This is a genomic window from Bradyrhizobium stylosanthis (assembly GCF_001641335.1).
GTDB classification, from domain to species: domain Bacteria; phylum Pseudomonadota; class Alphaproteobacteria; order Rhizobiales; family Xanthobacteraceae; genus Bradyrhizobium; species Bradyrhizobium stylosanthis.
Genome location: NZ_LVEM01000001.1, coordinates 1,632,021 through 1,656,849, shown reverse-complemented (window position 1 = coordinate 1,656,849; position 24,829 = coordinate 1,632,021). Strand labels below are relative to the sequence as shown.

25 protein-coding genes are annotated in these 24,829 nt (G+C 65.4%); 16 read left to right on the top strand and 9 right to left on the bottom strand.

What is annotated here, in order from left to right:
• Nucleotides 1-143: 143 nt before the first annotated feature.
• On the top strand, nucleotides 144-674 hold the full coding sequence (locus A7X65_RS08070; RefSeq protein ID WP_063683719.1) for a DedA family protein: 531 nt from the start codon (nucleotides 144-146) through the stop codon (nucleotides 672-674).
• Nucleotides 675-714: 40 nt separating this feature from the next.
• On the opposite strand, the gene A7X65_RS08065 is transcribed toward A7X65_RS08070, so the two are convergent.
• Nucleotides 715-1,716 (bottom strand): MBL fold metallo-hydrolase, encoded by a 1,002-nt coding sequence (locus tag A7X65_RS08065; protein ID WP_063684867.1) that lies wholly within the window; start codon nucleotides 1,714-1,716, stop codon nucleotides 715-717.
• 379 nt (nucleotides 1,717-2,095) lie between these two features.
• Between A7X65_RS08065 and A7X65_RS08060 the strand changes: the two genes are divergently transcribed.
• Both A7X65_RS08060 and argC read left to right on the top strand, forming a co-directional pair.
• Nucleotides 2,096-2,764 carry an FMN-binding negative transcriptional regulator gene (locus tag A7X65_RS08060; RefSeq protein ID WP_063683718.1) on the top strand — a complete coding sequence of 223 codons (669 nt, stop codon included), beginning with the start codon at nucleotides 2,096-2,098 and terminating at the stop codon, nucleotides 2,762-2,764.
• Entirely contained in the window at nucleotides 2,761-3,744 is a 984-nt protein-coding gene (gene argC / locus A7X65_RS08055) for an N-acetyl-gamma-glutamyl-phosphate reductase (RefSeq protein ID WP_063683717.1), read from the top strand. The genes A7X65_RS08060 and argC overlap by 4 nt, the downstream gene beginning before the upstream one ends.
• Nucleotides 3,745-4,009: 265 nt before the next feature.
• On the opposite strand, the gene A7X65_RS08050 is transcribed toward argC, so the two are convergent.
• The 4 genes from A7X65_RS08050 to A7X65_RS08035 all read right to left on the bottom strand — a co-directional run bounded on the left by A7X65_RS08050 (nucleotide 4,010) and on the right by A7X65_RS08035 (nucleotide 8,139).
• Nucleotides 4,010-4,777, bottom strand: a complete 768-nt coding sequence (locus A7X65_RS08050; protein WP_063683716.1) for an outer membrane protein — start codon at nucleotides 4,775-4,777, stop codon at nucleotides 4,010-4,012.
• 190 nt (nucleotides 4,778-4,967) lie between these two features.
• Entirely contained in the window at nucleotides 4,968-5,834 is an 867-nt protein-coding gene (locus tag A7X65_RS08045) for an ornithine carbamoyltransferase (RefSeq protein ID WP_063683715.1), read from the bottom strand.
• A gap of 21 nt (nucleotides 5,835-5,855) precedes the next feature.
• Nucleotides 5,856-6,254: an MAPEG family protein gene (locus A7X65_RS08040; RefSeq protein ID WP_063683714.1), complete on the bottom strand. Its 399-nt coding sequence runs from the start codon at nucleotides 6,252-6,254 to the stop codon at nucleotides 5,856-5,858.
• 64 nt (nucleotides 6,255-6,318) lie between these two features.
• On the bottom strand, nucleotides 6,319-8,139 hold the full coding sequence (locus A7X65_RS08035; RefSeq protein ID WP_063683713.1) for a PHA/PHB synthase family protein: 1,821 nt from the start codon (nucleotides 8,137-8,139) through the stop codon (nucleotides 6,319-6,321).
• 254 nt (nucleotides 8,140-8,393) lie between these two features.
• On the opposite strand from A7X65_RS08035, the gene A7X65_RS08030 reads away from it, so the two are divergent.
• From A7X65_RS08030 to A7X65_RS08010, 5 genes are all read left to right on the top strand, one after another.
• The gene (locus tag A7X65_RS08030; protein WP_063683712.1) at nucleotides 8,394-8,669 is read left to right on the top strand and encodes a hypothetical protein; all 276 of its coding nucleotides are present in this window, start codon (nucleotides 8,394-8,396) and stop codon (nucleotides 8,667-8,669) included.
• Nucleotides 8,670-8,883: 214 nt separating this feature from the next.
• Nucleotides 8,884-10,104, top strand: a complete 1,221-nt coding sequence (locus A7X65_RS08025; RefSeq protein WP_063683711.1) for an LL-diaminopimelate aminotransferase — start codon at nucleotides 8,884-8,886, stop codon at nucleotides 10,102-10,104.
• A 30-nt stretch (nucleotides 10,105-10,134) separates the two neighbouring features.
• A complete protein-coding gene (locus A7X65_RS08020) occupies nucleotides 10,135-11,451 on the top strand; it encodes a homoserine dehydrogenase (protein ID WP_063683710.1) in 1,317 nt (438 codons plus the stop codon).
• 81 nt (nucleotides 11,452-11,532) lie between these two features.
• Entirely contained in the window at nucleotides 11,533-12,534 is a 1,002-nt protein-coding gene (gene glpX / locus A7X65_RS08015) for a class II fructose-bisphosphatase (RefSeq protein ID WP_063683709.1), read from the top strand.
• Between the two features lie 155 nt (nucleotides 12,535-12,689).
• Complete coding sequence (locus A7X65_RS08010) at nucleotides 12,690-13,409, top strand: haloacid dehalogenase type II (RefSeq protein WP_063683708.1); 720 nt, start codon at nucleotides 12,690-12,692, stop codon at nucleotides 13,407-13,409.
• 118 nt (nucleotides 13,410-13,527) lie between these two features.
• Here A7X65_RS08010 and A7X65_RS08005 read toward each other — a convergent pair whose 3' ends face one another.
• From A7X65_RS08005 to A7X65_RS07990, 4 genes are all read right to left on the bottom strand, one after another.
• Entirely contained in the window at nucleotides 13,528-13,947 is a 420-nt protein-coding gene (locus A7X65_RS08005) for a cupin domain-containing protein (RefSeq protein WP_063684866.1), read from the bottom strand.
• A 26-nt stretch (nucleotides 13,948-13,973) separates the two neighbouring features.
• Nucleotides 13,974-14,717 carry an SDR family oxidoreductase gene (locus A7X65_RS08000; RefSeq protein ID WP_063683707.1) on the bottom strand — a complete coding sequence of 248 codons (744 nt, stop codon included), beginning with the start codon at nucleotides 14,715-14,717 and terminating at the stop codon, nucleotides 13,974-13,976.
• Between the two features lie 260 nt (nucleotides 14,718-14,977).
• Nucleotides 14,978-15,949: an MBL fold metallo-hydrolase gene (locus A7X65_RS07995; protein WP_063683706.1), complete on the bottom strand. Its 972-nt coding sequence runs from the start codon at nucleotides 15,947-15,949 to the stop codon at nucleotides 14,978-14,980.
• A gap of 189 nt (nucleotides 15,950-16,138) precedes the next feature.
• Complete coding sequence (locus A7X65_RS07990) at nucleotides 16,139-16,804, bottom strand: GntR family transcriptional regulator (protein ID WP_063683705.1); 666 nt, start codon at nucleotides 16,802-16,804, stop codon at nucleotides 16,139-16,141.
• 118 nt (nucleotides 16,805-16,922) lie between these two features.
• Here A7X65_RS07990 and A7X65_RS07985 point away from each other — a divergent pair, with 118 nt between their 5' ends.
• The 8 genes from A7X65_RS07985 (at nucleotide 16,923) to A7X65_RS07950 (ending at nucleotide 24,726) form a co-directional block, all read left to right on the top strand.
• Nucleotides 16,923-17,717 (top strand): enoyl-CoA hydratase/isomerase family protein, encoded by a 795-nt coding sequence (locus A7X65_RS07985; RefSeq protein ID WP_063683704.1) that lies wholly within the window; start codon nucleotides 16,923-16,925, stop codon nucleotides 17,715-17,717.
• A 9-nt stretch (nucleotides 17,718-17,726) separates the two neighbouring features.
• On the top strand, nucleotides 17,727-18,980 hold the full coding sequence (locus A7X65_RS07980) for a CaiB/BaiF CoA transferase family protein (protein ID WP_063683703.1): 1,254 nt from the start codon (nucleotides 17,727-17,729) through the stop codon (nucleotides 18,978-18,980).
• Nucleotides 18,981-19,034: 54 nt separating this feature from the next.
• A complete protein-coding gene (locus A7X65_RS07975) occupies nucleotides 19,035-20,027 on the top strand; it encodes a Bug family tripartite tricarboxylate transporter substrate binding protein (RefSeq protein WP_063683702.1) in 993 nt (330 codons plus the stop codon).
• Between the two features lie 121 nt (nucleotides 20,028-20,148).
• Nucleotides 20,149-20,631 carry a tripartite tricarboxylate transporter TctB family protein gene (locus tag A7X65_RS07970; protein WP_063683701.1) on the top strand — a complete coding sequence of 161 codons (483 nt, stop codon included), beginning with the start codon at nucleotides 20,149-20,151 and terminating at the stop codon, nucleotides 20,629-20,631.
• Nucleotides 20,632-20,642: 11 nt separating this feature from the next.
• Entirely contained in the window at nucleotides 20,643-22,181 is a 1,539-nt protein-coding gene (locus A7X65_RS07965; protein WP_063683700.1) for a tripartite tricarboxylate transporter permease, read from the top strand.
• A complete protein-coding gene (locus A7X65_RS07960; protein ID WP_063683699.1) occupies nucleotides 22,178-23,182 on the top strand; it encodes a 4-hydroxythreonine-4-phosphate dehydrogenase PdxA in 1,005 nt (334 codons plus the stop codon). The genes A7X65_RS07965 and A7X65_RS07960 overlap by 4 nt, the downstream gene beginning before the upstream one ends.
• Nucleotides 23,183-23,317: 135 nt before the next feature.
• Complete coding sequence (locus tag A7X65_RS40480) at nucleotides 23,318-23,533, top strand: hypothetical protein (protein ID WP_082884855.1); 216 nt, start codon at nucleotides 23,318-23,320, stop codon at nucleotides 23,531-23,533.
• Between the two features lie 131 nt (nucleotides 23,534-23,664).
• Nucleotides 23,665-24,726 carry a glycosyltransferase family 4 protein gene (locus tag A7X65_RS07950; RefSeq protein WP_063683697.1) on the top strand — a complete coding sequence of 354 codons (1,062 nt, stop codon included), beginning with the start codon at nucleotides 23,665-23,667 and terminating at the stop codon, nucleotides 24,724-24,726.
• The last annotated feature ends 103 nt before the right edge of the window (nucleotides 24,727-24,829 follow it).

Genomic DNA, 24,829 nt, shown 5'->3' with positions numbered 1-24,829 from the left:
CGCAGGCCCCCCAATTCCCGGCAATTTGACATCGTGGTCCCGTTTGCCGCGGGTTTTGTGACTTGATGTCACACAAGTCCTTGGCTTACCAGTCGTTTTCATCGAGCAGCACCTTAAGGCAAGGGCGGGAAGGCTTTTCTGGAATGGAGCAGTATGCGCACGCCCTGGCCGAATTCGTGCGTGCTCACCAGGCTTGGGCAGCTCCGATCGTGTTCGCGCTTGCATTCGGGGAGTCGCTCGCCTTCATCTCGCTTTTGATCCCGGCCTGGGGCGCGCTGGTGGCGATCGGTGCGCTGATCGGCGCGAGCGGCATCAGCTTCTATCCGGTCTGGATCGCGGGCGGCCTCGGCGCGGCGCTCGGCGACTGGGTCTCCTACTGGTTCGGCTACCGCTACAAGGAGCACGTCGCCCAGATGTGGCCGCTCTCGCGCTATCCGGAGCTGCTGCCGAGGGGTGAGGCCTTCGTGCGGAGCTGGGGGATACCCAGCATCTTCATCGGCCGCTTCTTCGGCCCCTTGCGCGCCTCGGTGCCGCTGGCGGCCGGCATTTTCGAGATGCCCTATTGGAGCTTTCAGGCCGCCAATTTCGTCTCGGCGCTGATCTGGTCGGCCGCACTTCTGCTGTTCGGCGACGTCATCGCCAAGGTCATGGAATGGATCTGGCGGCTGCTCTGACCGGGCAGTCGGGCCGCCCGGTCAGAGCATTACGCAACGCCTAGAGCGAAGCGTTCCAGATCGAGGGAATCCAGCGATAGCCGGAGCCGTCCTTCTCCTTCTCGACGCGGACGAGGCCGGGGAAGGCGGCGTGGAAGGCCTGGATCGGCATCTTCTCGGCAATCGCCATGTCGTAGAGCTTGCGGCGCGTCTCCTGCGCGAGCGGCTTGTCGACGTCGGAGGCGATGTTCCATTCGGGATGCTTCACGAACAGGAACGCCGCGCCTGCGGTGATGTCGACCTGCACCAGCACCTTCTCCGCGCCGGAGGCGACGATGAAGGAATTGTGGCCCGGCGTGTGGCCGGGGCTCGCGACCGAGGTGATGCCGGGCGCAACCTCCTTGCCGGATTCGTATTGGGTCACCTTGCGGCCGAGCGCGTCGAACACGCGGCGGATGTTCTTGAAGTTGTTCTCGAGGATCGGATTGCCGGTCCCCTTGCTCATCTCGCCGTCGTCCATCCAGAACTTCCATTCCACCGCCGGCACAAGGATCTCGGCATTGGGGAAGGCGGGCTTGTTCTCGGCTGCCAGCAGGCCGTTGATGTGGTCGCCGTGGAAGTGGGAGATGATGACGGCATCGACCGCCGCGCGGTCGATGCTGGCGGCCGCGAGGTTGTTGTGGAACTGGCCGACCTTGCCCTTGGTCTGCGCGAACTGGTCGGGCCCGAGGCCGGTGTCGATGACGACCAGCTTCGGTCCGGTGTTGATGACCACGGGGTTGAAGGTGTGGGTGACCTTGTCGGCCGGCAGATGATGCTCGGCGAAGACCTTGTTGATGTCGTCCTTGCTGGCGCCGGCCGCGTAATTGTCCGTCAGGGTGACGGTGGCGACGCCGTCGCAGACCACCGTGACCTGGTGGGTGCCGACGTTGTAGCGGTAGAAGCTTGCGTTCTGGGCGGTGGCCGGGGGCGCGGCGGCGCTCGCGGGCGAGGTTTTCACGAAAGGCAGGAGCGCCGAGGCGGCGGCGCCGGCCAGCGTTGCGCGACGGGTGATGTCGGTCATGGCGATGTCCTGAAGCTGGGTTGCGAAGGGCACGGACCGCCGACGCCGAGAGGCGCCGGTTAATCTCGGGAACCCCTGGCTTTAAGAGAAATTCCGCTGCAGCCCGATGACATCATGCCGTCACGCGGTGCGGCATCCTGCCGTCCGCCCGCACCGATTTGGACTTGACCCTGGAACCCGCTGGCCTTATAGCCGCGCGCCATGATCAACGCCGCGACCATCCTGTTCGCCCGTCGCCGCCGCCGCAGCTCTGCGGTTTGGGCGGTCGATCGCGTTTGAGATCATCGTCTTTGCCGCTGGACCCGATCCGCGGCATTCTCTCTCCTGTCAGCGCGATCTGATCCGGCGGCCCCCCAAGGAGGCCCAGCAGGAGATTACGATGTACACGCCACCCTTTTTCAAACCGGATCGCGCCGCGAGCCTGAAATTCGCCGAGGAGCGCGGCTTCGGCACCATGTGCGCCTTCGATGGCCACAAGCCGGTAGCCTCGCCGCTGCCGTTCTATCTGACCTACGCCGCCGATGGCACGCCGCAGGCCGCCTTTCATGCCGCCCGTCACAATCCGCTGGTAAAGCTGGCGGATGGCGCGGCCTCCTGGCTGCTCGCGGTCAATGGCGCCGATGCCTATGTATCGCCCGACTGGTACGTCTCGCCGGACCAGGTGCCGACCTGGCTGTATCAGGCGGTGCACCTGAGCGGGCCGGTGCGGATGTTGTCGGACGGTGAGCTGGCGGTGCAGATCGACACCCTCAGCGACAAGTTCGAGAACTGGCTGCTGCCGAAGACGCCGTGGACGTCGGGCAAGATGACGGCCGGCCGGCTCGAGGCGATGAAGAAGGGGATCGTGGGTCTGGTGATGACGGTTGAAGAGGTCGAAGGCAGCTTCAAGCTCAACCAGCACAAATCCGACGCCGACTATACGGCGATCGCCAACGCGCTCGGCGCGCAAGCCGACGCCGACGCCAGAGAGATCGCACAATTGATGCAGGACGTGAGGCCGGAGGCCTTCGTGAACGAAACCAACATGCTCGAAAGGAGCACGCCATGAGCCTCACGGACACCACGAAAGCCCCGACCGCTGCCGCCGCCAAGAAGCCTGCCACCGTCTTCGTCGACGGCGGCTCCGGCACCACCGGGCTCGGCATCAACGAGCGGCTGAAGCTGCAGAACGACGTCGTCGTGAAGACCATCGCCGACGACAAGCGTAAGGATCCCGCCGCCAAGAAGGCGCTGATGGAGGAGGTCGACCTCGTCATCCTGTGCCTGCCCGATGACGCCGCCAGGGAGACGGTGGCGCTGGTCGACAGCATGGGCGCCTCCGGGCCGAAGGTGCTGGACGCCTCGACTGCGTACCGGGTCGCGCCCGACTGGGCCTATGGCTTTCCGGAGCTGACGGCTGACCAGGCCGGCAAGATCAAGGCGGCGAAGAAGGTCTCCAATCCCGGCTGCTATCCGACCGGCGGCATCGCGCTGCTGCGGCCGATCGTCGATGCCGGCCTGTTGCCGTCAGACTATCCCGTCACCGTCAACGCGGTGAGCGGCTATTCCGGCGGCGGCAAGTCGATGATCGCGAGCTTCGAGGACGGCAGCGCGCCGTCGTTCGAGCTGTACGGTCTCGGTTTCGAGCACAAGCATCTGCCGGAGCTGCAGCTCTATTCGAACCTGACGCGGCGGCCGATCTTCATTCCCTCCGTCGGCAACTACCGGCAGGGCATGCTGGTCTCGGTGCCGCTCCAGCTCGACACGCTGCCGGGCAAGCCCGGCGGTGCCGATCTTCAGGCCGCGCTGGCCAAGCGGTATGCCGGTTCGAAATACGTCAAGGTGATGCCGCTGCAGAACGAGGCCACCAAGGGCGGCCGGCTCGAGCCGGAGGCGCTCAACGAGACCAACATGCTCGAGCTCTACGTCTTCGCCAGCGACAAGTACCATCAGGCGGTGCTGGTCGCCCGGCTGGACAATCTCGGCAAGGGCGCCTCGGGCGCAGCCGTGCAGAACATGCGGCTGATGCTGGGCTTGGCGGACGCGTAAAATACGATTGTGCCCCGGACGCAGCGCAGCGCCACTTGGCGGTGCGCTGCAGAGCCGGGGCCCATTCTTCTTGCTTTGCGTGCGGCTTTCTGGGTCCCGGTTCTGCGGAGCAGCGCTCACGCGCTGCACCGCGCCCGGGACAGGGGGAGTTCGTGCTGCGCGTCATGGCCGGGCTTGTCCCGGCGATCCACGCGTAGCCGCGATCAAGGCAGAACGTGGATGCCCGGGACAAGCCCGGGCATGACGATGACGGAGATCGGTGCTCTCAGTACTTCGCGATGATCGGGCCGCCGAACCGGTAGTTGATGCGGGCGGTGATCAGGTCGACGTCCTGACCGATGCGGTCGGTGCGGGAGAACGTACCGACCGGTGCCAGCACGCCGTTGGCCGTGAGCGTGACGTCGTGCCGTCCCATGAACAGATGGTCGTATTCGAGGCCGACCGACCAGTTCGGGGCAAAGCCGTATTCGATGCCGACACCAATCGTGCCGCCCCAGCGGGTATCGTTGGCACCATCGAACTCCGCGCCGGCCAGGCCGCCGGTCCCGATGCCGCGGTAGCGATTGCTGGTGACGGCGGCGCCGCCCTTCACATAGAGCAGGGCATTGTTCCAGGCGTAGCCCACCTGGCCGGTGAACAGGCCGAAGGCATCGACACGGGTGCGGTTGGCGACGCCGAACACGGCGCTGGCGTTGCGGCCGGAGAGGTCGGCCCAATCGCCCTGCGCTTCGAGGCCGAACACGAAGGCGCTGCTCTGCCAGCGATAGCCGATCTGGCCACCGGCGACGGCCCCGGTCGCATCGTGGCAGCCCTCGGCGATGCCGGCCGGGAAGCCGACGGTGCCGTCCCAGCAATTGCGCGACGAGCCGTAGCCGCCGTTGGCGCCGATGTAGAAACCGCTCCAATCATAGATCGCCGCGATCATCGGCGGCGCCTTGGTGTAGGGACGGGCGGCGAGATCAGCGGCGCTCGCTTGGGTCGTAACAGCTGCGAGCGAGAACGCGCCGAGCGCGAATGCAATCTTCCAATTCATTTCTGCCCCGAATCAATCAATTGCGATGCGCAAATGTACATGGGGATGGACGACAACTTGTGTGTGTAAGCCGGAACGCTGCCGATTCTACCCGAGTGTCATCTCTCGGCAACACCTGAGGTTGATGGTTGCCGCCAGAATGGGCAGGCGACCGAGGCATCCGTCCTGAAAATTTCCGGCGCGGCGCCGGCTATGCGGCGATCCATTCCAGCAGGGCGTTCTGGGCGTGCAGAAGGAAAGCCTTCGCCGCCGTGCTCTGGCAGGTGGCGTGGGTCATCGCGTCCGCCGTGACCTCCTGGCCGCGGGTCACCGGCGGGCAGGGGAGGAAGATCGCGTCGCGGCGGCAGGTGTCGAGGAGCGCTGCGGATATCCGGTAGTCCGCGAGTTGATCGTCAAGCGCCTCGCCGGGCCAGCAGTCCGTGACGATCACGTCCGCATCGCGCAAGGCGTCGAGATCGGTGCTTGCGGTGAATCCCGGACTTGCGATGTCGCGGATGTGCCAATCCGCCGGATAGGCCTGCACCACCTCGATCGGCAGGGCGATGGACGCTTCAACCCAGGAGCGGAGGATGTTGGCATCGGGTGCCACGCCCACGACCTTGAGCCCTTCCAGCGTTCCGCGTTTGCCGGCGACATAGGCGAGATCGCCAAGGGTCTCGCAGGGGTGATTTGCGCGCGTTCTGGCATTGACGACGGGCGCCGCCGCATGCGCTGCGAGCTCGTGCAGCGTCGCCAATTCCCGGGTGCGCACGACCAGGATGTCGAACCAATTGTCCAGATATCCGGCAAGATCGGTCGTGGTCTCATGGACATTGAACCTGACCGGAGGCTGCACGCAGATGCCTCCCATCGCCTTCACGCCGAGATCGAACGCGGTCGTATTCCTCCATCCGCCGTCGTCCGCGATGAGGGCCACGCGCTTGCCGGCAAGGCTTTGCGGCATGGAGCGGTCCCGCCATGCCGCAGCCAGGAGCTGCGCGCGGGCGATGATGGACAGGAGCGCGTCCGCGCCGAGGTCGTGAAACCGGAGGAAATCCCGGCTGGAATCGCGATGCATTGCGAGGCGCCGGGCGCGCGCTCAGAGCACCTTGAAGATCGCCAGTGCCAGCACGGCCTGGGCGAGGAAGCCGACGGTGAAGGCGAGGGTACGGAACACCGGGATGCCCATCGCGTAGACGATCAGATGCGCGACGCGGGACCAGAAATAGACGGCACAGGCGAGCACGGTCCATTTCGAGGAATAGTCGATCGCGTTCAGGATCAGCACCAGCGGCGCGAAGATCACGAGGTTCTCGACCGCGTTGTCATGCGCGAACATCAGGCGGTTCGCCCACTCGGCTTGCGGCTTGTCGCTGCGCGTGGGGTTGGCCATGGCGCCGCCGAGGCCGCGAACCTGACAGCGGTTGATGATGTAGGGCACCCAGAGGATCCCGGTCAGGATCACCGTCAGTGTCAGCCAGAACAATTCGCGCGTCATAGTCCGGTCCCCTCTGTCGTCGCTGTGGTGCGAGCGAGTCTATACAGGAGCGCGGCAGAGTCCGCTACGCGCGAACCCTGACGTAGCTGCCGGGCGCATCCTCGATCGGGGGCAGCGTCTCGCTCCCGACGATGCGCGCCGGCACTTCCTCGGGATCGAGCCCGCCCAGCCATTCGCGCCAGTCCGGCCACCACGAGCCCTTGTGCTCGACCGCGCCCTTCATCCAGTCCGCGACCGTGACACCCTTGATGTTGTCGTTGGTCCAGTACTGGTACTTGTTCGAGGCCGGCGGATTGACGACGCCAGCGATGTGACCCGAGCCGGACAGCACATATTTCACCGGGCCGCCGAAGAACTGCGAGCCGTACAGCACCGATTCCGCGGGCGCGATGTGGTCCTCGCGGGTGGCCAGGTTGTAGACGGGCACCTTGACCTTGGAGAGATCGAGCAGGGTGTTGTCGAGCACCATCGTGCCGGTCGAGAGGCGGTTCTCCAGGTAGCAATTGCGCAGGTAATAGGAGTGGTTCGACGCGGTCATGCGCGTTGCGTCGGAATTCCAGTGCAGCAGGTCGAACGCGCTCGGCTGCTGGCCCTTCAAATAGTTGCTGACGACGTAGGACCAGATCAGGTCGTTGGAGCGCAGCATGTTGAAGGCCATCGCCATCTTCGAGCCTTCGAGCACGCCGGCCGCCTTCATGTCCTGCTCGAGGGCTGCAATCTGGTCCTCGTCGACGAAGACGAGGAGATCGCCGGCATGGGTGAAGTCGACCTGCGCCGCGAAGAACGTCGCCGACGACACGCGCTGGCGACGCTTCTCGGCAAGCCAGGCCAGTGTGGTCGCGAGCATGGTGCCGCCGACGCAATAGCCTGCCGTGTGCACCTTCATCTCGCCGGTGACCTTCTCGATCACGTCCATCGCCGTGAGCGGGCCTTCCTTCATGTAGTCTTCCCAGCTCTTGCTGCCGAGCCGCTTGTCGGGATTGACCCATGAGATCACGAACACGGTGATGCCCTGATCGACGCACCACTTGATGTAGGACTTCTCCGGCTTGAGATCGAGGATGTAGAACTTGTTGATCCACGGCGGCACGATCAGAAGGGGGGTGCGCAGCACGTTCTCCGTGGTCGGAGAATACTGGATCAGCTGCATCATCTCGTTCTGGTAGATCACCTTGCCCGGCGTCGTCGCCATGTTGACGCCGACGACGAGATTGTCCGGGTTGGACTGGCGGATCTTCAGCATGCCCTTGCCGGCCGCGATGTCCTCGGCCAGCATCTTCAGGCCGCGCGCCAGATTGCCGCCGCTGCTCGCCACCGTCTCGCGCAGCACTTCCGGATTGGTCAGCACGAAGTTCGACGGCGAGATCGCGTTGGTGACCTGCTGGACGTAGAACTCGGCCTTGCGGCGGGTCTGCGGATCGAGTTCGGCGTCGCGCACCAGCTCCTGCGCCCATCTGGCCGTGAGCAGGTAGAGCTGCATCATGAAATCGAAGAACTGGTTCGACTTCCATTCCGGATCGGCAAAGCGCTTGTCGCGCGGCGAGGGCGCGATCGCGGGCTCGGCGTCCTGGCCGGCCATGCGCCGTGCTGCCGAGCCCCAGAGGTCGAGATAGTCCTTGGCGAGCTTGGTCTGCATATCCGACGAGCGGGACGAATCCGACAGCCAGTATTCGGCGACCGAGGTGAAGGTCTTGACGACCTCGGCAAGCTCGGCCGGCGGGCGGTCCTGCACCTCGCCGCTCTCGCGCGGCTTGAGGTAGGCGGCCAGCGCCTTGCCGCCGCTTTCCATCGCCCGCGCGACATTCATCGCGAAGGCTTCCGCATCGAACTTCGTCTCGGACGGGTTTGCCCCGGAGCTGGGCTTGTCGGTCGTGGCGGTACTCATACGCAGAACAGTAACGACTCATTCCGTATTCGTCACCGCGAAGCTCGCACGTTTGGCGTTAAACACGCTCCAAGATGTGCTGCACTGCGACAAGTTTTCTTGGTTCCGTCATAATCAAGCCGCACCGGGCGGGTTGATGACGGCGGGGTTTTATTCTCGCTCGCACCATTTGGGCAGCAATGGTTTGAGCTTGGGCGCGGGGTCGGGTAGGCTTACCCGGGGCCGTGCTTTGGGACGAGTAGGGGAATTCCCAAGTGTTGGCGTTATGGGACCTGCAAAAGTCGCTGCCGATCCGCGGCGCGCTGCTGATGGCGGCGCTCGCGCTGGGCGGCTGTTCGAGTCAGCTCGCGGATCTCACGCCTGCGGATGCGCAGGCCCATCCCAGGGAGCCCGGCACCTATCTGCCGGTGCATGACCTGCCGCCGGATCGCGATCAGGCGGTCATCACCCCCGACCAGCGCGCCAAGATCGAGGCTGAGCTCGCCGCCGCGCGGGACCGTCAGGCCGTTGCCGCCAAGGATGCCAAATGAGGCAGTGCAACGTAATCGCTGGCGCCCCCGCCATGCCGTGCTAAAAGACCTGAGTTCAGCCGAGAGTCAGGGCGAACGACTTCAGCCGCTGCCGCCAGAAATTGCTCTAAGTATTTGATGTTGAGCCATTTTACGGCGAGGGCGGGTGCCTATGTGATGGGCGCTCGTGGCCAGTCGATTCTGTCCTGACCGGTTGCCCGGAGCCCAGAGAGCCATGGAAGAATTTTACCGCATCCGCCGCCTTCCGCCTTACGTGTTCGAGCAGGTCAACCGGGCCAAGGCGGCCGCGCGGAACGCCGGGGCCGACATCATCGATCTCGGCATGGGCAATCCGGACCTGCCGGCGCCGCCGCATGTGCTGGAGAAGCTGAAGGAGACGCTTGGCAAGCCGCGCACCGACCGTTACTCGGCCTCCCGCGGCATCCCCGGCCTGCGCCGCGCCCAAGCCGCCTATTACGCCCGCCGCTTCGGCGTGAAGCTGAACCCCGACACCCAGGTGGTGGCGACGCTCGGCTCCAAGGAAGGCTTCGCCAACGTGGCGCAGGCGATCACCGCGCCCGGCGACGTCATCCTCTGTCCGAACCCGAGCTACCCGATTCACGCCTTCGGCTTTTTGATGGCGGGCGGCGTGATCCGCTCGGTGCCCTCCGAGCCGACGCCGCAATTCTTCGAGGCGGTGGAGCGGGCGATCGTGCATTCGATCCCCAAGCCCCTCGCGCTCGTCGTCTGCTACCCCTCGAATCCGACCGCCTATGTCGCGAGCCTCGACTTCTACAAGGACCTCGTCGCCTTCGCGAAGAAGCACGAGATCCTGATCCTGTCCGATCTCGCTTACGCCGAGGTCTATTTCGACGAGAGCAATCCGCCGCCCTCGGTGCTCCAGGTGCCCGGCGCGATGGACGTCACGGTCGAGTTCACCTCGATGTCGAAGACCTATTCGATGGCCGGCTGGCGCATGGGCTTTGCCGTCGGCAACGAGCGCGTGATCGCAGCGCTCGCCCGCGTCAAATCCTATCTCGATTACGGCGCCTTCACGCCGGTGCAGGTCGCCGCGACCGCGGCGCTGAACGGTCCCGACGACTGCATCAAGGAAATGCGCGACACCTACCGCAAGCGCCGCGACGCGCTCGTGGAATCGTTCGGCCGTGCGGGGTGGGAGATTCCGCCGCCGGAGGCCTCGATGTTCGCCTGGGTGCCGCTGCCGGAAGCCTTCCGCAGCGTCGGCAGCATGCAGTTCGCGACCCTGATGGTGGAGAAATCCGGCGTTGCGGTGTCGCCCGGCGTCGGCTTCGGCGAGCATGGTGAAGGATATGTCCGCATCGCCATGGTGGAAAACGAGCAACGGATCAGGCAGGCCGCGCGCGGCGTGCGCCGCTTCCTTGAAAGCGGCATCGAAACGTTGCACAACGTGGTTCCGCTCGCCAATCGGCGCTGATTTCTCTTCGACAGGTTTTCTGAAAGCATCATGGTCGCACCCCTGAAAGTGGGCATAGCGGGGCTTGGCACCGTGGGTGCCGAAGTCGTCCGTTTGATTGAAACCCAGGGACGCGTGCTCGCGGGCCGCAGCGGCCGAAGCATTCGCGTCGTCGCTGTCACCGCGCGCTCGAAGGCCAAGAAGCGCGCCGTCGATCTGCGCGGCGTCGAATGGGTCAAGGATCCGCTGGCTCTTGCCACGCATCCCGAGGTCGATTGCTTCGTCGAGTTGATGGGCGGCGCGGGCGATCCCGCGCTCTCCGCGGTCGAAGCTGCGCTCACTGCCGGCAAGTCGGTCGTCACCGCCAACAAGGCGCTGCTCGCCAAGCACGGCATCAAGCTGGCAAAGGCCGCCGAAAAGCACGGCGGCGCGCTGAATTTCGAGGCAGCGGTGGGCGCTGCCATTCCCGTCATCAAGACGTTGCGCGAAGGTCTTGCCGGAACCGGCATCAACCGCGTCTACGGCATCCTCAACGGCACCTGCAATTACATCCTGACGCGGATGGAGCAGGAGGGCCTGTCGTTCGCCGAGTGCCTGAAGGATGCGCAGCGGCTCGGCTATGCCGAGGCCAATCCGTCCTTCGACGTCGACGGCCACGACACCGCGCAAAAGCTCGCCATTCTCGCCAGCCTCGCCTTCGGCACGAAAGTTGCTCAAAGCGCGGTGTATGTCGAAGGTATCTCCTCCATCGCGCCGGAAGATCTGCGCGCGGCCGACGATCTCGGTTACCGGCTCAAGCTGCTCGGCGTTGCGGTTCGCACCGCCAAGGGCATCGAGCAGCGCGTGCATCCGACCATGGTTCCAAAATCCTCCTCGATCGCGCAGGTGATGGGTGTCACCAACGCGGTCACGATCGATGGCGAGGGCATTCCGCCGATCACGCTGGTCGGCCCAGGCGCTGGCGGTGCTGCAACGGCCTCCGCCGTCGTCGCCGACATCGCCGACGTCGCGCGCGGCATTCGCGCCAATCCGTTCGGCCGGCCGATCTCGCACTTGCGCGACACCAAGAAGGCGCCGATGGAGCGGCATGAAGGCGGCTACTACATCCGCCTCTTGGCGCGCGATTTCCCGGGCACTGCGGCTGCGATCGCGACCCGGCTTGCGGAGCAGAAGATTTCGATCGAGTCGATCGTGCAGCGTCATCCCAATGGCGGTGCTGCGTCGGCCGACGGCAAGGCGGTGCCCGTGCCCGTCATCCTGATCACCTATGCGACGCATGAGGACGCGGTGCGCCGCGCGCTGGCCGCCGTGCAGAAGGACAAGGTGATCAGCGGACGGCCGCAGGTCATCAGGATTGAGAAGAACTGACACGGTTCGAACGAACTGTGGGTGTTACGAGTTGATGTGGGCGGAGAGTCCCGCCCAGAACCGTTTCGAAGGAGTTAGCCGATGTCGACCCATATTGAAGTCCCCCCGCACGCCTTGCTCGAGCGCATTCTCACGCTGGAGATCGTGCGGGTGACGGAACGGGCGGCAGTGTCGTCGGCGCGGCTGCGCGGGCACGGCAACGAGAAGGCGGCCGACCAGGCCGCGGTGGACGCGATGCGGCGTGAGCTCAACAAGCTGCCGATCCAGGGCACCATCGTGATCGGCGAGGGCGAGCGCGACGAGGCGCCGATGCTGTACATCGGCGAGCAGGTCGGCCTCAAGGCCGGCCCCAAGGTCGACATCGCCGTCGATCCGCTCGAAGGCACCACGCTGTGCGCCAAGAACATGCCGGGCTCGATCGCCACCATGGCGATGGCCGATGGCGGCACGCTGCTGCACGCGCCCGACGTCTACATGCAGAAGCTCGCGATCGGCCCCGGCTACGACAAGGGCGTCGTCGAGCTCGATGCGAGCCCGGCCGACAACGTTCGCCGCCTCGCCAAGGCCAAGGGCGTCAAGCCGGATGGCATCACCGTCCTCGTGCTCGACCGTCCGCGCCACGCCGACATCATCTCGAGCGTGCGTTCGACCGGCGCCGCCGTGCGTCTCATCACCGACGGTGACGTCGCCGGCGTGATCCACTGCGCCGACCCCGACAACACCGGCGTCGACATGTATCTCGGCACCGGCGGTGCGCCGGAAGGCGTGCTCGCAGCCGTGGCGCTGCGCTGCATCGGCGGCCAGATGCAGTGCCGGCTGATCCTCGATTCCGGCGAGAAGGTCGAGCGCGCCGCCAAGATGGGCGTCAACGATCCCAAGATGATCTACGGCATCGAGGACATGGCGCGCGGCGACTGCCTGTTCGCCGCCACCGGCGTCACCACGGGCTCGCTGCTCTCGGGCGTGAAGTTCCGCAAGGACGGCGTGATCGAGACCGAGACGGTCGTGATGCGCTCCGTCACCGGCACCGTGCGTTACATCAAGGCCGAGCACCGCGAGCTCGCGAAGTTCCATCTGGACTGACGCACGCTGTCATTCCGGGGCGGCGGGACAGCGCAAGGCGCGGTCCGGCGAACCCGGAATCTCGCGCCACAACTTCTGGATTCCGGGTTCTCCGGACCGCGCCCTGCGCGGTCCCTTGGCCCCGGAATGACAAAACAACAACAGAGGAAGCGCCCATGTCCGATCTCTCCGCCGTCAAAGCCCTCGTCTTCGACGTGTTCGGCACGGTCGTGGACTGGCGCACCAGCCTGATCACAGACTTCATGTGGTGGGCGAAAGGCCGCGGCATCAGCGCCGACTGGACCGCTTTGGTCGACGGTTGGCGCGGCATGTATGTCGCCTCCATGGACGATGTGCGCAAGCACCCCGAGCGCGGCTATGTCATGCTCGACGACCTGCACCGCCGCTCGCTGGAGAAGCTGGTCGAGAAGTTCGCGATCAAGGGCCTGACCGACGCGGATCTCGACCATCTCACCAAGGGCTGGCACCGCCTCAATCCTTGGCCCGACAGCGTCGCCGGCCTGACCCGGCTCAAGACCAAATTCGTGATCTCGCCGCTGTCGAACGGCAACGTCGCGCTGCTCACCAACATGGCGAAGTTCGCAGGGCTCCCCTGGGACCTCATCATGTCGGCCGAGCTGTTCGAGCACTACAAACCGGATGCCGAGACCTATCTCGGCGCCGCGCGTCTTCTGTGTCTCAAGCCGGAAGAGGTGATGATGGTCGCCGCCCACAACGGCGATCTCGCCGCCGCGCAGAAGAACGGATTGAAGACCGCCTTCGTGGCGCGTCCGACCGAATACGGCCCGCTGCAGAAGGTGGACTTCGAGGCGACCGGCAACTGGGACATCGTCGCCAAGGACTTTGGCGGTATCGCCGACAGGCTGGGATGCTGAGGGGCGCTCGACCCGGGCGCGGCGCTGCGCCGGCTCAATCGTCCGGCGCACGCATCCGCAATCGCAAGATCGTCAGACGCCTGACATCGCCATGGCGCGGCTAGCGGAATAGCGCGCGCTACTTGATCAGCGTCGTCAGCTCGGTGTCCGCCGTGTCCACCACGAATACAGCAAGCAGCTTCGCGGGCTCGGTGTCGCTGGCATTGGAGCTGACGGCATGGCGATCGCCGGGCTTCTCGGAGAAATTCTCGCCCTTCTGATACACCTTGGCGGGGCCGTCATTGACCTGGCTCCGGATCGCTCCCTCGAGCACCGTCGCATAGATGAATGCCGAGTGCGCGTGGGTGTGGGCCGGCGTGAAGCCGCCGGGACCATATTCGACCAACACGCCCTTCATGCTCTTGCCCGGGACGTTCGGCAGCGCCTGGTCGAACACCACGGTCACCTTGGCCGACTTCGCCGCCAGCGGCGTCTCGGCGGCCTGGGCCGGCAGCAAGAATGCGGCGTAGACCGCCGTCGTGATCAACAATCTGCGCATGATGTGTCCTTCATTGCTGTGGGGCTTCAGACCGTCGCCAGCCATGTCGCGAGCGGGGTCTTCCCGAGCCGCGCCTCGCCGAGCGGGACCAGCGAGGTGTCGACGATCGGAGAACCGTAATATCCGGCCTTGGCGTCGCCCACGACCTGGCGGCCGTCGCCGGCCGCTTTCAGGCGGCGCGCAACAAACTCGTTGAAGGGCGCCTTTTCAGGCCCGGCGAGATCGATGGTGCCGTTGAGTGGCCGTCCCGTCGCGACCTCCGCAAGGCAAGTCGCCACGTCGTCGGACGCAATCGGCTGGAACGCCGCCGATGGCACCACGACCCGCCCGTCGGCCACGCCCATGTCGGCAATGGCGCCGAGGAATTCGAAGAACTGGGTGGCGCGCACGATCGAGTAGGGCACCGGCGATGCCTTGACGATGATCTCCTGCGCGAGCTTGGCACGGAAATAGGCGATGTCGGGTGAGCGATCGGTGCCGACGATCGACAGCGCGACGTGATGCTTGACGCCCGCTGCGGCCTCCGTCGCCGCGAGGTTCTTGCTCGACTGCTGGAAGAATTCGAGCACGGCGGCGGGCTCCCAGGACGGCGCGTTGGCAACGTCGACCACGACGTCCGCGCCCGCCAGCGTGGCCGCGAGGCCTTCGCCGGTGACGGCGTTCACGCCTGTCTTCGGCGAGGCCGCCACCGCTTCGTGTCCCTGCTGCTTCAGCTTCGCCACAAGCTTGGACCCGATCAATCCGCTGCCGCCGATCACGACGATCTTCATGGCAAGTCTCCTGCGCATTTTTCGAACGTGAGGGGCAAGGCCGATGGGACGTTGCGCTCTCGCGTCGATGACGATGATGCGAGGCGAGTTTTACCTGAGCAATGCGGCGGGCGCTTGCCTGGAACGGGCCTGCCTTGCCGGAAAATGCTCCGGACGCGCGCACGGCGAGAGTGGGTCAGGGATCGTGTCCCTGTGCTCGCGCAAGCGATCGGGGGATCGGCCCGGGCCGCACGCGTGCGACCCGGGCTTGATGTCGCCGCCTACAGCGTCATCTGCATCGCTTCGGGATAATAGTGGAATCCTTCACCGGCCTTGGCGACATGGCCGTAGCCCGGCCAGGCGAAGTGATAGGACATCACCGGCGTCTTGTTGGCTGCGAGCATGGTCAGCAGTTTGACGCGCGATTCCGCGGCCTGTTTCGGGTCGGTGTCGTAGGAGAATTCCATCCGCGGCCGCTCCAGCAGCAGCACCGAATGGTGCGAGAGGTCGCCGAGGAAGGCGAACGACTTGCCCGCCGACGAGACCATGAAGATGGTGTGGCCGACGGTATGGCCGGGCGCCGCGATCGCCTGCACGCCGGGCAGGAATTCCTGGCCGTCCTTGAAGAAGACGATGCGATCGCGCACCGGCAGCAGGTTCTTGCGGGCATGCACGACGAAGTCCTTGGCCGCGCTGCCCAGCTTGCCTTCGTCGGTCCAGAAATCGAAATCGGTCTGGGAGATGTAGATCTGCGCGTTAGGGAACAACGGCTTGTTGTTGGCATCCACGATGCCGCCGATATGGTCGATATGCGCGTGCGAGCAGACCACGGCATCGATGTCCTCCGGCTTGATGCCGGCCTCCATCATGCTCTTCTGCTGCCGCCCCGTGGTGTTGCCGAACAGCTTGGACGAGCCCATGCCGGTGTCGAACAGGATCAATTTGTCGCCGGTGTTCACGATCGGGGAATTCTGCTCCAGCACGACGTTGTCGGGCGACAGGAAGTTGTCCGACAGCATCTTCTTCACGTCTTCCTTGGGGACGCCGGTGAAGGTGCCGGAGGGATCGCCGAGCGGCAACGGCCCGTCGGACACGACCGTCACTTCGGCATCGCCGAGAATGAAGCGATGCCAGTAGGGAGTCTGGGTGCCGAGCTTGGGGGCGCGCGCCATCGCACTGCTGCCGAGCAGGGCGTTGGCACCAAGTCCTGCGCCAAGCGCGAGCAGGGATCGACGCGAGACATCGAGTGGCATTCGTTCCTCCATTTTGTGTTTTGATCCGCACCATTTTTCGTGCGTGACATGCGGCTATGAGCCGACGCGATGCTGCGCTGGTTCAGACGAGCTCGCAAGAGGAAACGGATTGCGTTGATGGCTGCGCGGGTAAGAAACAATCAATGATTGTGTCGCGATTGTGTTCTCAAAATTCGCCCGACGGAAATCTCACGCGATCCGCAGCGTGAGATCACTTGCATCAGTCTCGGCAAAACCCGCCTGCAGGACTTCCTCGCGCTTGTGGCGCAGATGCGCACGCAGGATGTGGGAGAGACCAGCGCCGTCACGCCGCTGCAGCGCGTTGAGGATCGCCTCGTGCTCCTTCACGGCGAGCGCCCAGCGCTGCGGCGTCATCGGCGTGACGTAGCGCGCGCGACGGATGCGCGCGGTGACGGACGCGTAGACCCCGGTCAGCGCGGGATTGCCGGCGGCACTGACGATGGCCTCGTGAATGGCGCGGTTGCCGCGATAGTACTGGATCAGATCGCCGTCGCGATAATGCCGGACCATCTCGTCATGTGCCGTGGCGATGGCGCCGATCTCGGCGTCGCTGATGCGCTCGCAGGCGAGCTCGCCGGCGAGGGCCTCGAGTCCCTGGCAGACCTCGAACAGGTCGCGCATGTCCTTGTCGGTCAGCTTCGCCGCGCGTGAGCCGCGATGGGGCAGGAGCTGCACGAGGCCTTCGGCGGCGAGCACCTTGAGCGCCTCGCGCAGAGGCGTGCGCGAGATCTGGAGACGCTCGCACAGCTCGCGCTCGGGAATCCGCGCGCCCGGCGGGATCTCGCCGTCGAGCAGGATGGCGCGGATACGGCCGACGACCTCCTCATGAAGCATGGGGCTGAGGCTCCAGTTTGAATGCAAAATCGAAGTAACCAGTCGAAATCTGGAAGTTCCGACTTGCTAATCGCAAATTTTGCATTCAAAAATGTAAAAAACAAGAGGATATGAGGAAATGGATCTGGCTCCGGAGGCGGACGACCTCGTTTTTGAATGCAAGGACGGCATCGGGCGGATCACTTTCAACCGCCCGCAGGCCCGCAACGCCTTCACTTTCGCCATGTACGAGCGCCTCGCGGCGATCTGCGAGGACGCGGACCGCGATCCCTCGATCAAGGTGCTGGTGCTGCGTGGGGCCGGCGACAAGGCCTTTGCGTCCGGCACCGACATCAACCAGTTCCGCGAATTCAAGACGCCGCAGGACGCGATCGATTACGAGAACCGGATCGATCGCGTGCTCACCATGCTCGAACAGTGCCGCGTGCCGACCATCGCTGCGATCAACGGTTTCTGCACCGGCGGTGGCGCGGGCATTGCCGCAGCCTGCGATCTCCGCATCGGCACCAGAAGCGCGAAGATCGGGTTTCCCATTGCCCGGACGCTCGGCAACTGCCTGTCGATGTCCAATGTCAGCCGTCTCACCGCGCTGATCGGGGCCGCCCGCGTCAAGGACCTGATCTTCACCGCGCGCCTGATCGACGCCCCCGAGGCCGTCAGCGTCGGGCTGCTCGGCGAGGTCGTCGATGACCTCGCAGCGCTCGACCGGCGTACCGACGAGGTCGCCCGGCTGCTCGCCAGCCACGCGCCGCTGACGCTCAATGCGACCAAGCAGGCGGTGGCTCGCCTGCAACGCCGGCTGACGCAGGACGAGGGCGAGGACCTCATCCTGATGTGCTACACGAGCCAGGATTTTCGCGAAGGGCTCGATGCTTTCCTCAACAAGCGCGCGCCGCAATGGCGCGGCGAATAGGACGCCCCGATGCAACATTCGCAATCCGCTGCTCGCCGTTCCGGACCGCTGGCCGGCCTCAAGGTCGTCGATCTCACCCATGTGATGGCCGGGCCGACCTGCACCTTGATGCTCGCCGACATGGGCGCCGACGTCATCAAGATCGAGAAATCGCCGAACGGCGATGATACCCGCCATTCGGTGCCGCCGAAGATCGGCGACGAGGCGGCGTCCTTCCTGATGATGAACCGCAACAAGCGCGGCATCGTGCTGGACCTCAAGACCGAGGGCGGCAAGCAGGTGCTGCGACGCCTGATCGCGGATGCCGACGTGCTGGTCGAGAATTTCGCGCCGGGCGCCATGGAGCGCCTCGGGTTCGGCTATGAGGAGCTGCACAAGCAATTTCCATCACTGATCTACTGCTCGCTGTCCGGCTTCGGCCGCACCGGCCCCTACAAGCACCGACGCGGCTTCGACCTGGTGGCGCAGGCCATGAGCGGCATCATGAGCTTCACCGGCGAGCGCCCGGATGGCCCGCCGGTCAAATGCGGCCCGCCGCTGTCCGACATCACCGCCGGCCTGCTCGCGAGCATGGGCATCCTTGCCGCCTACACCCATCGCCTCAAGACCGGCGAGGGGCAGTGGGTCGAGACCTCGCTCTACGAGGCCGCGCTGGTGCAGACCTATTGGCAGTCGACCATCGCGCTTGCCGCGGGCACCGCGCCGCGTGCGATGGGCTCGGCCCATCCGCTCAACGCGCCGTATCAGGCGTTCGAAGCCTCGGACGGCTGGCTCGTGGTCGGCGGCGCCAACAAGAAGCACTGGCTGTTGATGCTGGAGGCACTCGGCGCAAGCGAGCTCGCCGCCGATCCGCGCTTCGTCAATGGGTCCGACCGCATGGCGAATTTGAAGGAGCTCGAGGCCGTCCTCAGCGAGCGCTTCCGCACCAGGTCGCGGGCGCATTGGCTGGCGGCGCTGGACGAGAAGGGCGTGCCTTGCGGCCCCGTGCACGACATGCTGGAGGCCCTCAGCGATCCCCAGACGCTGGCGCGCGAGATGGTGGTCGAGGTCGAGCACTCCACGCTCGGCCCGGTGAAGACGATAGGGCTTCCCGTCAAGTTTTCGGAGACCCCAGGCAAAGTGGCGGCAGGCGCGCCGGTCTATGGTGAGCATACCCGCGAGGTGCTGGCCGAGTACGGGTTCGACAAGACGCAGATCGAAGCGCTCGAAAAAGAAGGCGCGATCGTTTCGGCGGCCAGGATACGCGAGGAGCGCGTCGCCTGACCGGATGCCGATACGACTGACAAGAACAAAGACAAAAATCAGCTGGAGGAAATCATGGGTCGGACGTCAATATTTCTGTTCTCCGCGGCCGCAGCCGTGCTCGCCGGCACGATGCCGGCGCTCGCCGCCTGGCAGCCGCAAAAGCCGATCGAGTTCGTCGCCACCGCCGGTCCCGGCGGCGGCACCGACAATCTCGCGCGCGCGGTGCAGAACATCATCACCAAACACAAGCTGACGGAGCAGCCGATCGTCGTCGTCAACAAGGGCGGCGGTAGCGGGGCCGAAGGCTATGTCTACGGCAAGGCCTCCGCCGGCGATCCCTACAAGGTGATCTTCGGCACGTCGAACGCCTGGCAGCAGCCGCTCGTCTCCAAGGTCGCCTTCAACTACACCGATCTCACCCCGATCGCGGCGATGGCGCAGGACGAGTTCCTGCTCTGGGTCAAGCAGGACGCGCCCTACAAGAATGCGGGCGACTATCTGAAGGCGGCCGCAGCGGGCGAATTCAAGATGGGCGGCGCGCAGTCCAAGGACACCGACGAGGTGTTGACCCGCATGATCGAGAAGGCCGGCAAGGTCAAGCTGACCTACATCCCCTTCAAGAGCGGCGCCGAGACCGCCGTGCAGCTCGCCGGCGGCCATCTCGACTCCCACGTCAACAATCCCAGCGAAAGCATCGGGCAATGGCGCGGCGGCACGCAGCGGCCGCTTTGCGTGTTCAGCCCGAAGCGGTTGCCGCAGGGGCCGAAGGTCACCGCGACCGAAGGCTGGAGCGATGTTCCGACCTGCGTCGAGCAAGGGCTCGACATCAAGCAATACGAGCAGCCGCGCACCGTGTGGCTGCCCGGCAAGGTCACGCCGGAGCAGGCCGCGTTCTATGTCGACCTCATGAAGAAGGTGCAGGCGACGCCCGAGTGGAAGGACTACATCGAGAAGACCTCCCAGGTGGACACGTTCCTGACCGGTGCCGAGTTCGACAAGTTCATCAAGGAGGACCTCGAGCACGTCAGGCAGGTCGCGGGCGAGCAGGGCTGGCTCGTCAAGTGAGGGGCTCGTGTAACGAACGTGAAGATTTGGACACGGCTTCCAGCCGCATCGCGCCCGCCGTGCCACAAACTTCGCCGGGACGACGGCTAATATTGGATCCGCAGCTCGAACGGAGCCCTCGATGATCTCGCGTCGCGCCCTCGAGCTTGCGACCGCAATCCTCACCGGCGGTTTTGGCGTGGCCGTGGTGGTCCAGAGCCTCGACAACGGCATCGGCTGGTCGAGCGCGGGCGTGGACGCCGGCACGTTTCCGTTCCTGACCGGGATCATCGTCGTGCTCGGCAGCCTCTACAATCTGGTGCGAGGTCTTGTGCCGGCGGCGTCACTGGCAAACGTGCCCATCGCGATCACGCCGCTCGAGCTGCGCCGGCTGGCCGGTCTGTTCGTGCCGGCCGCGATCTTCGTCGCCGCGATCCCGCTGCTCGGCATGTATCTGGCCTCGGCGGGGTACGTCTTCGCCGTGCTGGCGATCCCGAGGCATCAATCCCTGCCGCGTGCGCTGGCCATGGCGGCGGCTACGGCGCTGGCGCTTTACGTCGTGTTCGAGCGCATGTTCCAGGTCAGCCTGCCGCACGGCGCGCTGGCCGCCGCGCTCGGCTTCTGAGGGGGAGGCCGATGGACAATCTCTCGGAGCTCCTCCACGGCTTCACCATCGCGGTGACCGTGCCGCACCTGCTGCTGATGGCGATCGGCGTGTTGCTCGGCATCCTCGTCGGCGTGTTGCCGGGCCTCGGCGCGCCGAACGGGGTCTCGCTGCTGTTGCCGCTCACCTTCGGCATGCAGCCGGTGTCGGCGATCATCCTGCTCTCCAGCATGTATTGGGGCGCGCTGTTCGGCGGCTCCGTCACCTCGATCCTGTTCAACATCCCGGGCGAGCCGTCCTCCGTCGCGACCACCTTCGACGGCTACCCCATGGCGCGCGACGGCCGGCCGACCACGGCGCTCGCCACCGCCTTCGGCTCGGCGGCATTCGGCGCGCTGATCGGCGTCATCCTGATCACCTTCCTCGCATCCTGGGTGGCGCAGGTCGCGCTGGCGTTCGGCCCGCCGGAATACTTTGCCGTTTATTTCCTGGCCTTCGCGAGCTTCGTCGGCATGGGAGGCGCGGCCCCGATCAAGACGGTCGTGGCGCTCGCGATCGGCTTTGCCATCGCCGCCATCGGCATCGACACCGTGTCCGGCAGCGTGCGCCTCACCATGGGCGTGGACGAGCTGGTGAAGGGCGTGAACTTTGTCGTGGCGGTGATGGGCCTGTTCGGCATCGGCGAGCTCCTGGTTGCGGTCGAGGAGGAGTTTCATGCCCGCGCGGTCTCCTCGAAGATCGACTGGCGCGAAGTGTTCCGTGCCGTCGGCCGGCTGCCGCGCCACAGCGTTGCGCTGCTGCGCAGCGCGGCGATCGGTTGCTGGATGGGGATCACGCCGGGCGGCCCGACCGCGGCCTCCTTCATGAGCTACGGCATCGCCCGCCGTTTCTCCCGCCGCGGCCGATATTTCGGCACCGGCGAGGTTGAAGGCATCATTTCGCCGGAGACGGCCGACCATGCCGCCGGCACCAGTGCACTGCTGCCGATGCTCTCGCTCGGCATCCCCGGCTCGGCCACCGCGGCAGTCATGATGGGCGGCCTGATGATCTGGGGTCTCAATCCCGGGCCGATGCTGTTCGTCGACCAGAAGGACTTCGTCTGGGGTCTGATCGCCTCGATGTATGTCGGCAACATCGTCGCCGTCGTCCTGGTGCTGCTGACCGTTCCGGTCTTTGCCGCCTTGATGCGGATCCCCTTCGTCGTCATCGCCCCGCTGATCGTGATCATCTGCGTCGTCGGGGCCTATTCGGTCTCGAACTCCTATCTCGACGTCGTCATGATGCTCGGCTTCGGCGTCGTCGGCTATCTCTTCAAGAAGCTGTTCTATCCGCTGGCGCCGCTGGTGCTCGCCATCGTCATCGGCGACAAGGCCGAGGATGCGTTCCGGCAGTCGATGCTGCTGTCCAAGGGCTCCCTCGGCATCTTCTTCGCGAACAAGCTGGTGACGTGCCTGATCGTGGGCGGCATCGCGCTGCTGCTGTTGCCGCTCGTGTTGCAGCTCACGCGCCTGGGGCGCAAGCCGGCGCCATCCGCCAATGAGACGACCGCTCAGGAGAAGGTGATCATATGACCGCAAAGCCGCTCGTTGCACTGGCGATGGGAGATCCCGCCGGCATCAGCCCGGAGCTGACGGCGAAGCTGGTGGTGCAGGACGACATCCGCGCGGGCTGCCGCCTTGTCGTGATCGGCGACCGCCGCATCTTCGACCAAGGCGCGCGGGTTGCGGGCGTCACGCCGGGGCTGACCATGGTGGAGCAGGGGGCCGACCTGCGCGCGGCGAAGGACGAAGCGCTCTTCGTCGATCTCGGTCACCTCGATCCCAAAGAGGTCACTCCGAAGACGGCAACCCTTGCCGGCGGAAAATTCGCACTGGCGAACTACCGGCACGCGCTGGAGCTCGGCCGCGACCGGCGCGTCGATGCGGTCTGCTTCACGCCATTCAACAAGCAGGCGATGCGGCTTGCCCGCGCCGAGTATGACGACGAGATCGCGTTTTCCGCGGAGGTCGTCGGGCTCAGGACACCCGCAAGCGAATTCAACGTGCTCGACCGGCTCTGGAACGCGCGGGTCACCTCGCACATCCCGCTTAAGGACGTCGCGGCAAAACTGTCCGGCGAACGCATCCATCGCGCGCTCAGGCTGACCGATGAATGCATGCGCAAGGCCGGATTCGCGCGGCCGCGCATCGCGGTCGCCGGATTGAACCCGCATGCGGGCGACGGCGGCAATTTCGGCCGCGAAGAGATCGACGTGATCGCGCCCGTGGTCGCGGCCGGGCAGGCCGAGGGCATGGCCGCGGAGGGGCCGTTTCCCGCCGACACCGTGTTTCTGCGCGCCAAGAGCGGCGCCTTCGATGCGGTGCTGACTATGTATCACGATCAGGGCCAGATCGCGATGAAGCTGATGGGCTTCGATCGCGGCGTGACCTTGCTCGGCGGCTTCCCGTTCCCGATCTGCACGCCCGCGCACGGCACCGCCTACGACATCGCAGGCCAGGGCATCGCCTCGATCGGCGCCAGCCGCGCCGCACTGCTGCTCGCGGCGGAGATGGCGGCGCGCCGCACGGTCTGATTTGCACGCGCCAGGAGAGCGCGTGCTGATCGCGCTCGCCTCGCGCGCAGGATTAGACTTTCGGGAAATACTGGAAACTTCCGCCGCTGCGACGAGTTGGCCTCCCATGAACATCTCCACGTCGGAGCTGGGAACATGGTCGACGAGGGTCCGCTACGAACAGCGGTCGATACCGCATGGTGCGTGTACCGCGCTCGGCATCGCGATGTCGATGCCGCGGATGGCCGTCGCTGCCTCCTCGAACGTCATCTGCAAGGAAGGCGGGAAGCGCGCGAGAGTAACGGTGATGCCCAGGAACTCGCAGCGTTCGGGCTTGCCTACCTCGAGCGGCTTTCCGATGACGAATGCTAGGGATACTTGAGAGCCTGGCGTGCCGCCTGGCCAGCGCAAGCGCGAGGCCGGATTGGACGTTGCTGGCGATTTCGAACCTCGTGTCCGCAGCCATCGTGCTGATCCTCCGTTCAGCGGTGTAGCAGGCTCCCATGCGCATCGCTCAGCTCGCCCCTCTCGCCGAAAGTGTTCCTCCGAAGCTCTACGGCGGCACCGAGCGGGTGGTGGCATGGCTGGTGGACGAGCTTGTCGAACTCGGTCACGAGGTCACGCTGTTTGCGAGCGCCGACTCGCGGACCACCGGGAAACTCCATCCCGTATGGCCCCGCGCACTGCGTCTTGGCCGGAAGGGTGCGGATCCAAGCGCCGCCTTGGCGATGCTAATGGAGGCGATCGCGAAGCGGGCCGGTGATTTCGACGTGATCCACGCCCACATCGACTGGCTGCATCTGCCGTTGCTCAGTCGCCTTGGCGTGCCGTTCCTGACGACCATGCACGGCCGGCTCGACTTGCCTGGGCTGCCTGATGTCGTTCGAGAGTTCGCTGACGCCGGCTTCGTGTCGATTTCCGATCACCAGCGCTTGCCGCTTCCTGATGCGAGGTGGATCGGCACGGTCCAGCACGGTTTGCCGCCAAACCTGTTGCACCCCGTCCAAGGGGAGGGATCATACCTCGCCTTTCTTGGCCGGCTCACGGCGGACAAGGGGCCGGAGGACGCCATTCGCATTGCGCGCGCCGCCGGGATGCCGCTCCGCATCGCCGCGAAGATTCCGCGCGCCGAGACCGCATACTTCAAGAAACACCTGGAGCCGCAGATCGACGGCGAGACGATCCAGCTTGTCGGCGAAGTCGACGACGTGAAGAAGCAACCCTTCCTCGCTGGAGCCGCCGCCCTGTTGTTCCCGATCGATTGGCCGGAGCCTTTCGGGCTGGTCATGATCGAGGCCATGGCATGCGGAACCCCGGTGATTGCCTATCGCTCCGGATCGGTCCCCGAGGTCATCGAGCACGGCCTGACCGGGTTCATCGTCGAGAACGAGGCGCAGGCCGTCGAGGCTGTCGGTGAACTGGGCAAGCTGGACCGAAGGAAGGTGCGTGCCCGCTTCGAGGATCGCTTCACGTCACGTCGAATGGCGCGGCAGTATGTGGACAGGTACCGCGAACTGGTCGGCACTGCCGCCGGAGAATTCGAGACGCAACGGTTGAACGTTTGAGAGGAGGCGGCGATGTCGCTGACGAAAACGGGACAGGTTTGCATGCTTCTCGTCGTCGCCGTGACACGTCGCCGGTGTTCGCTGCCGATGGTCCCGCGGCAGA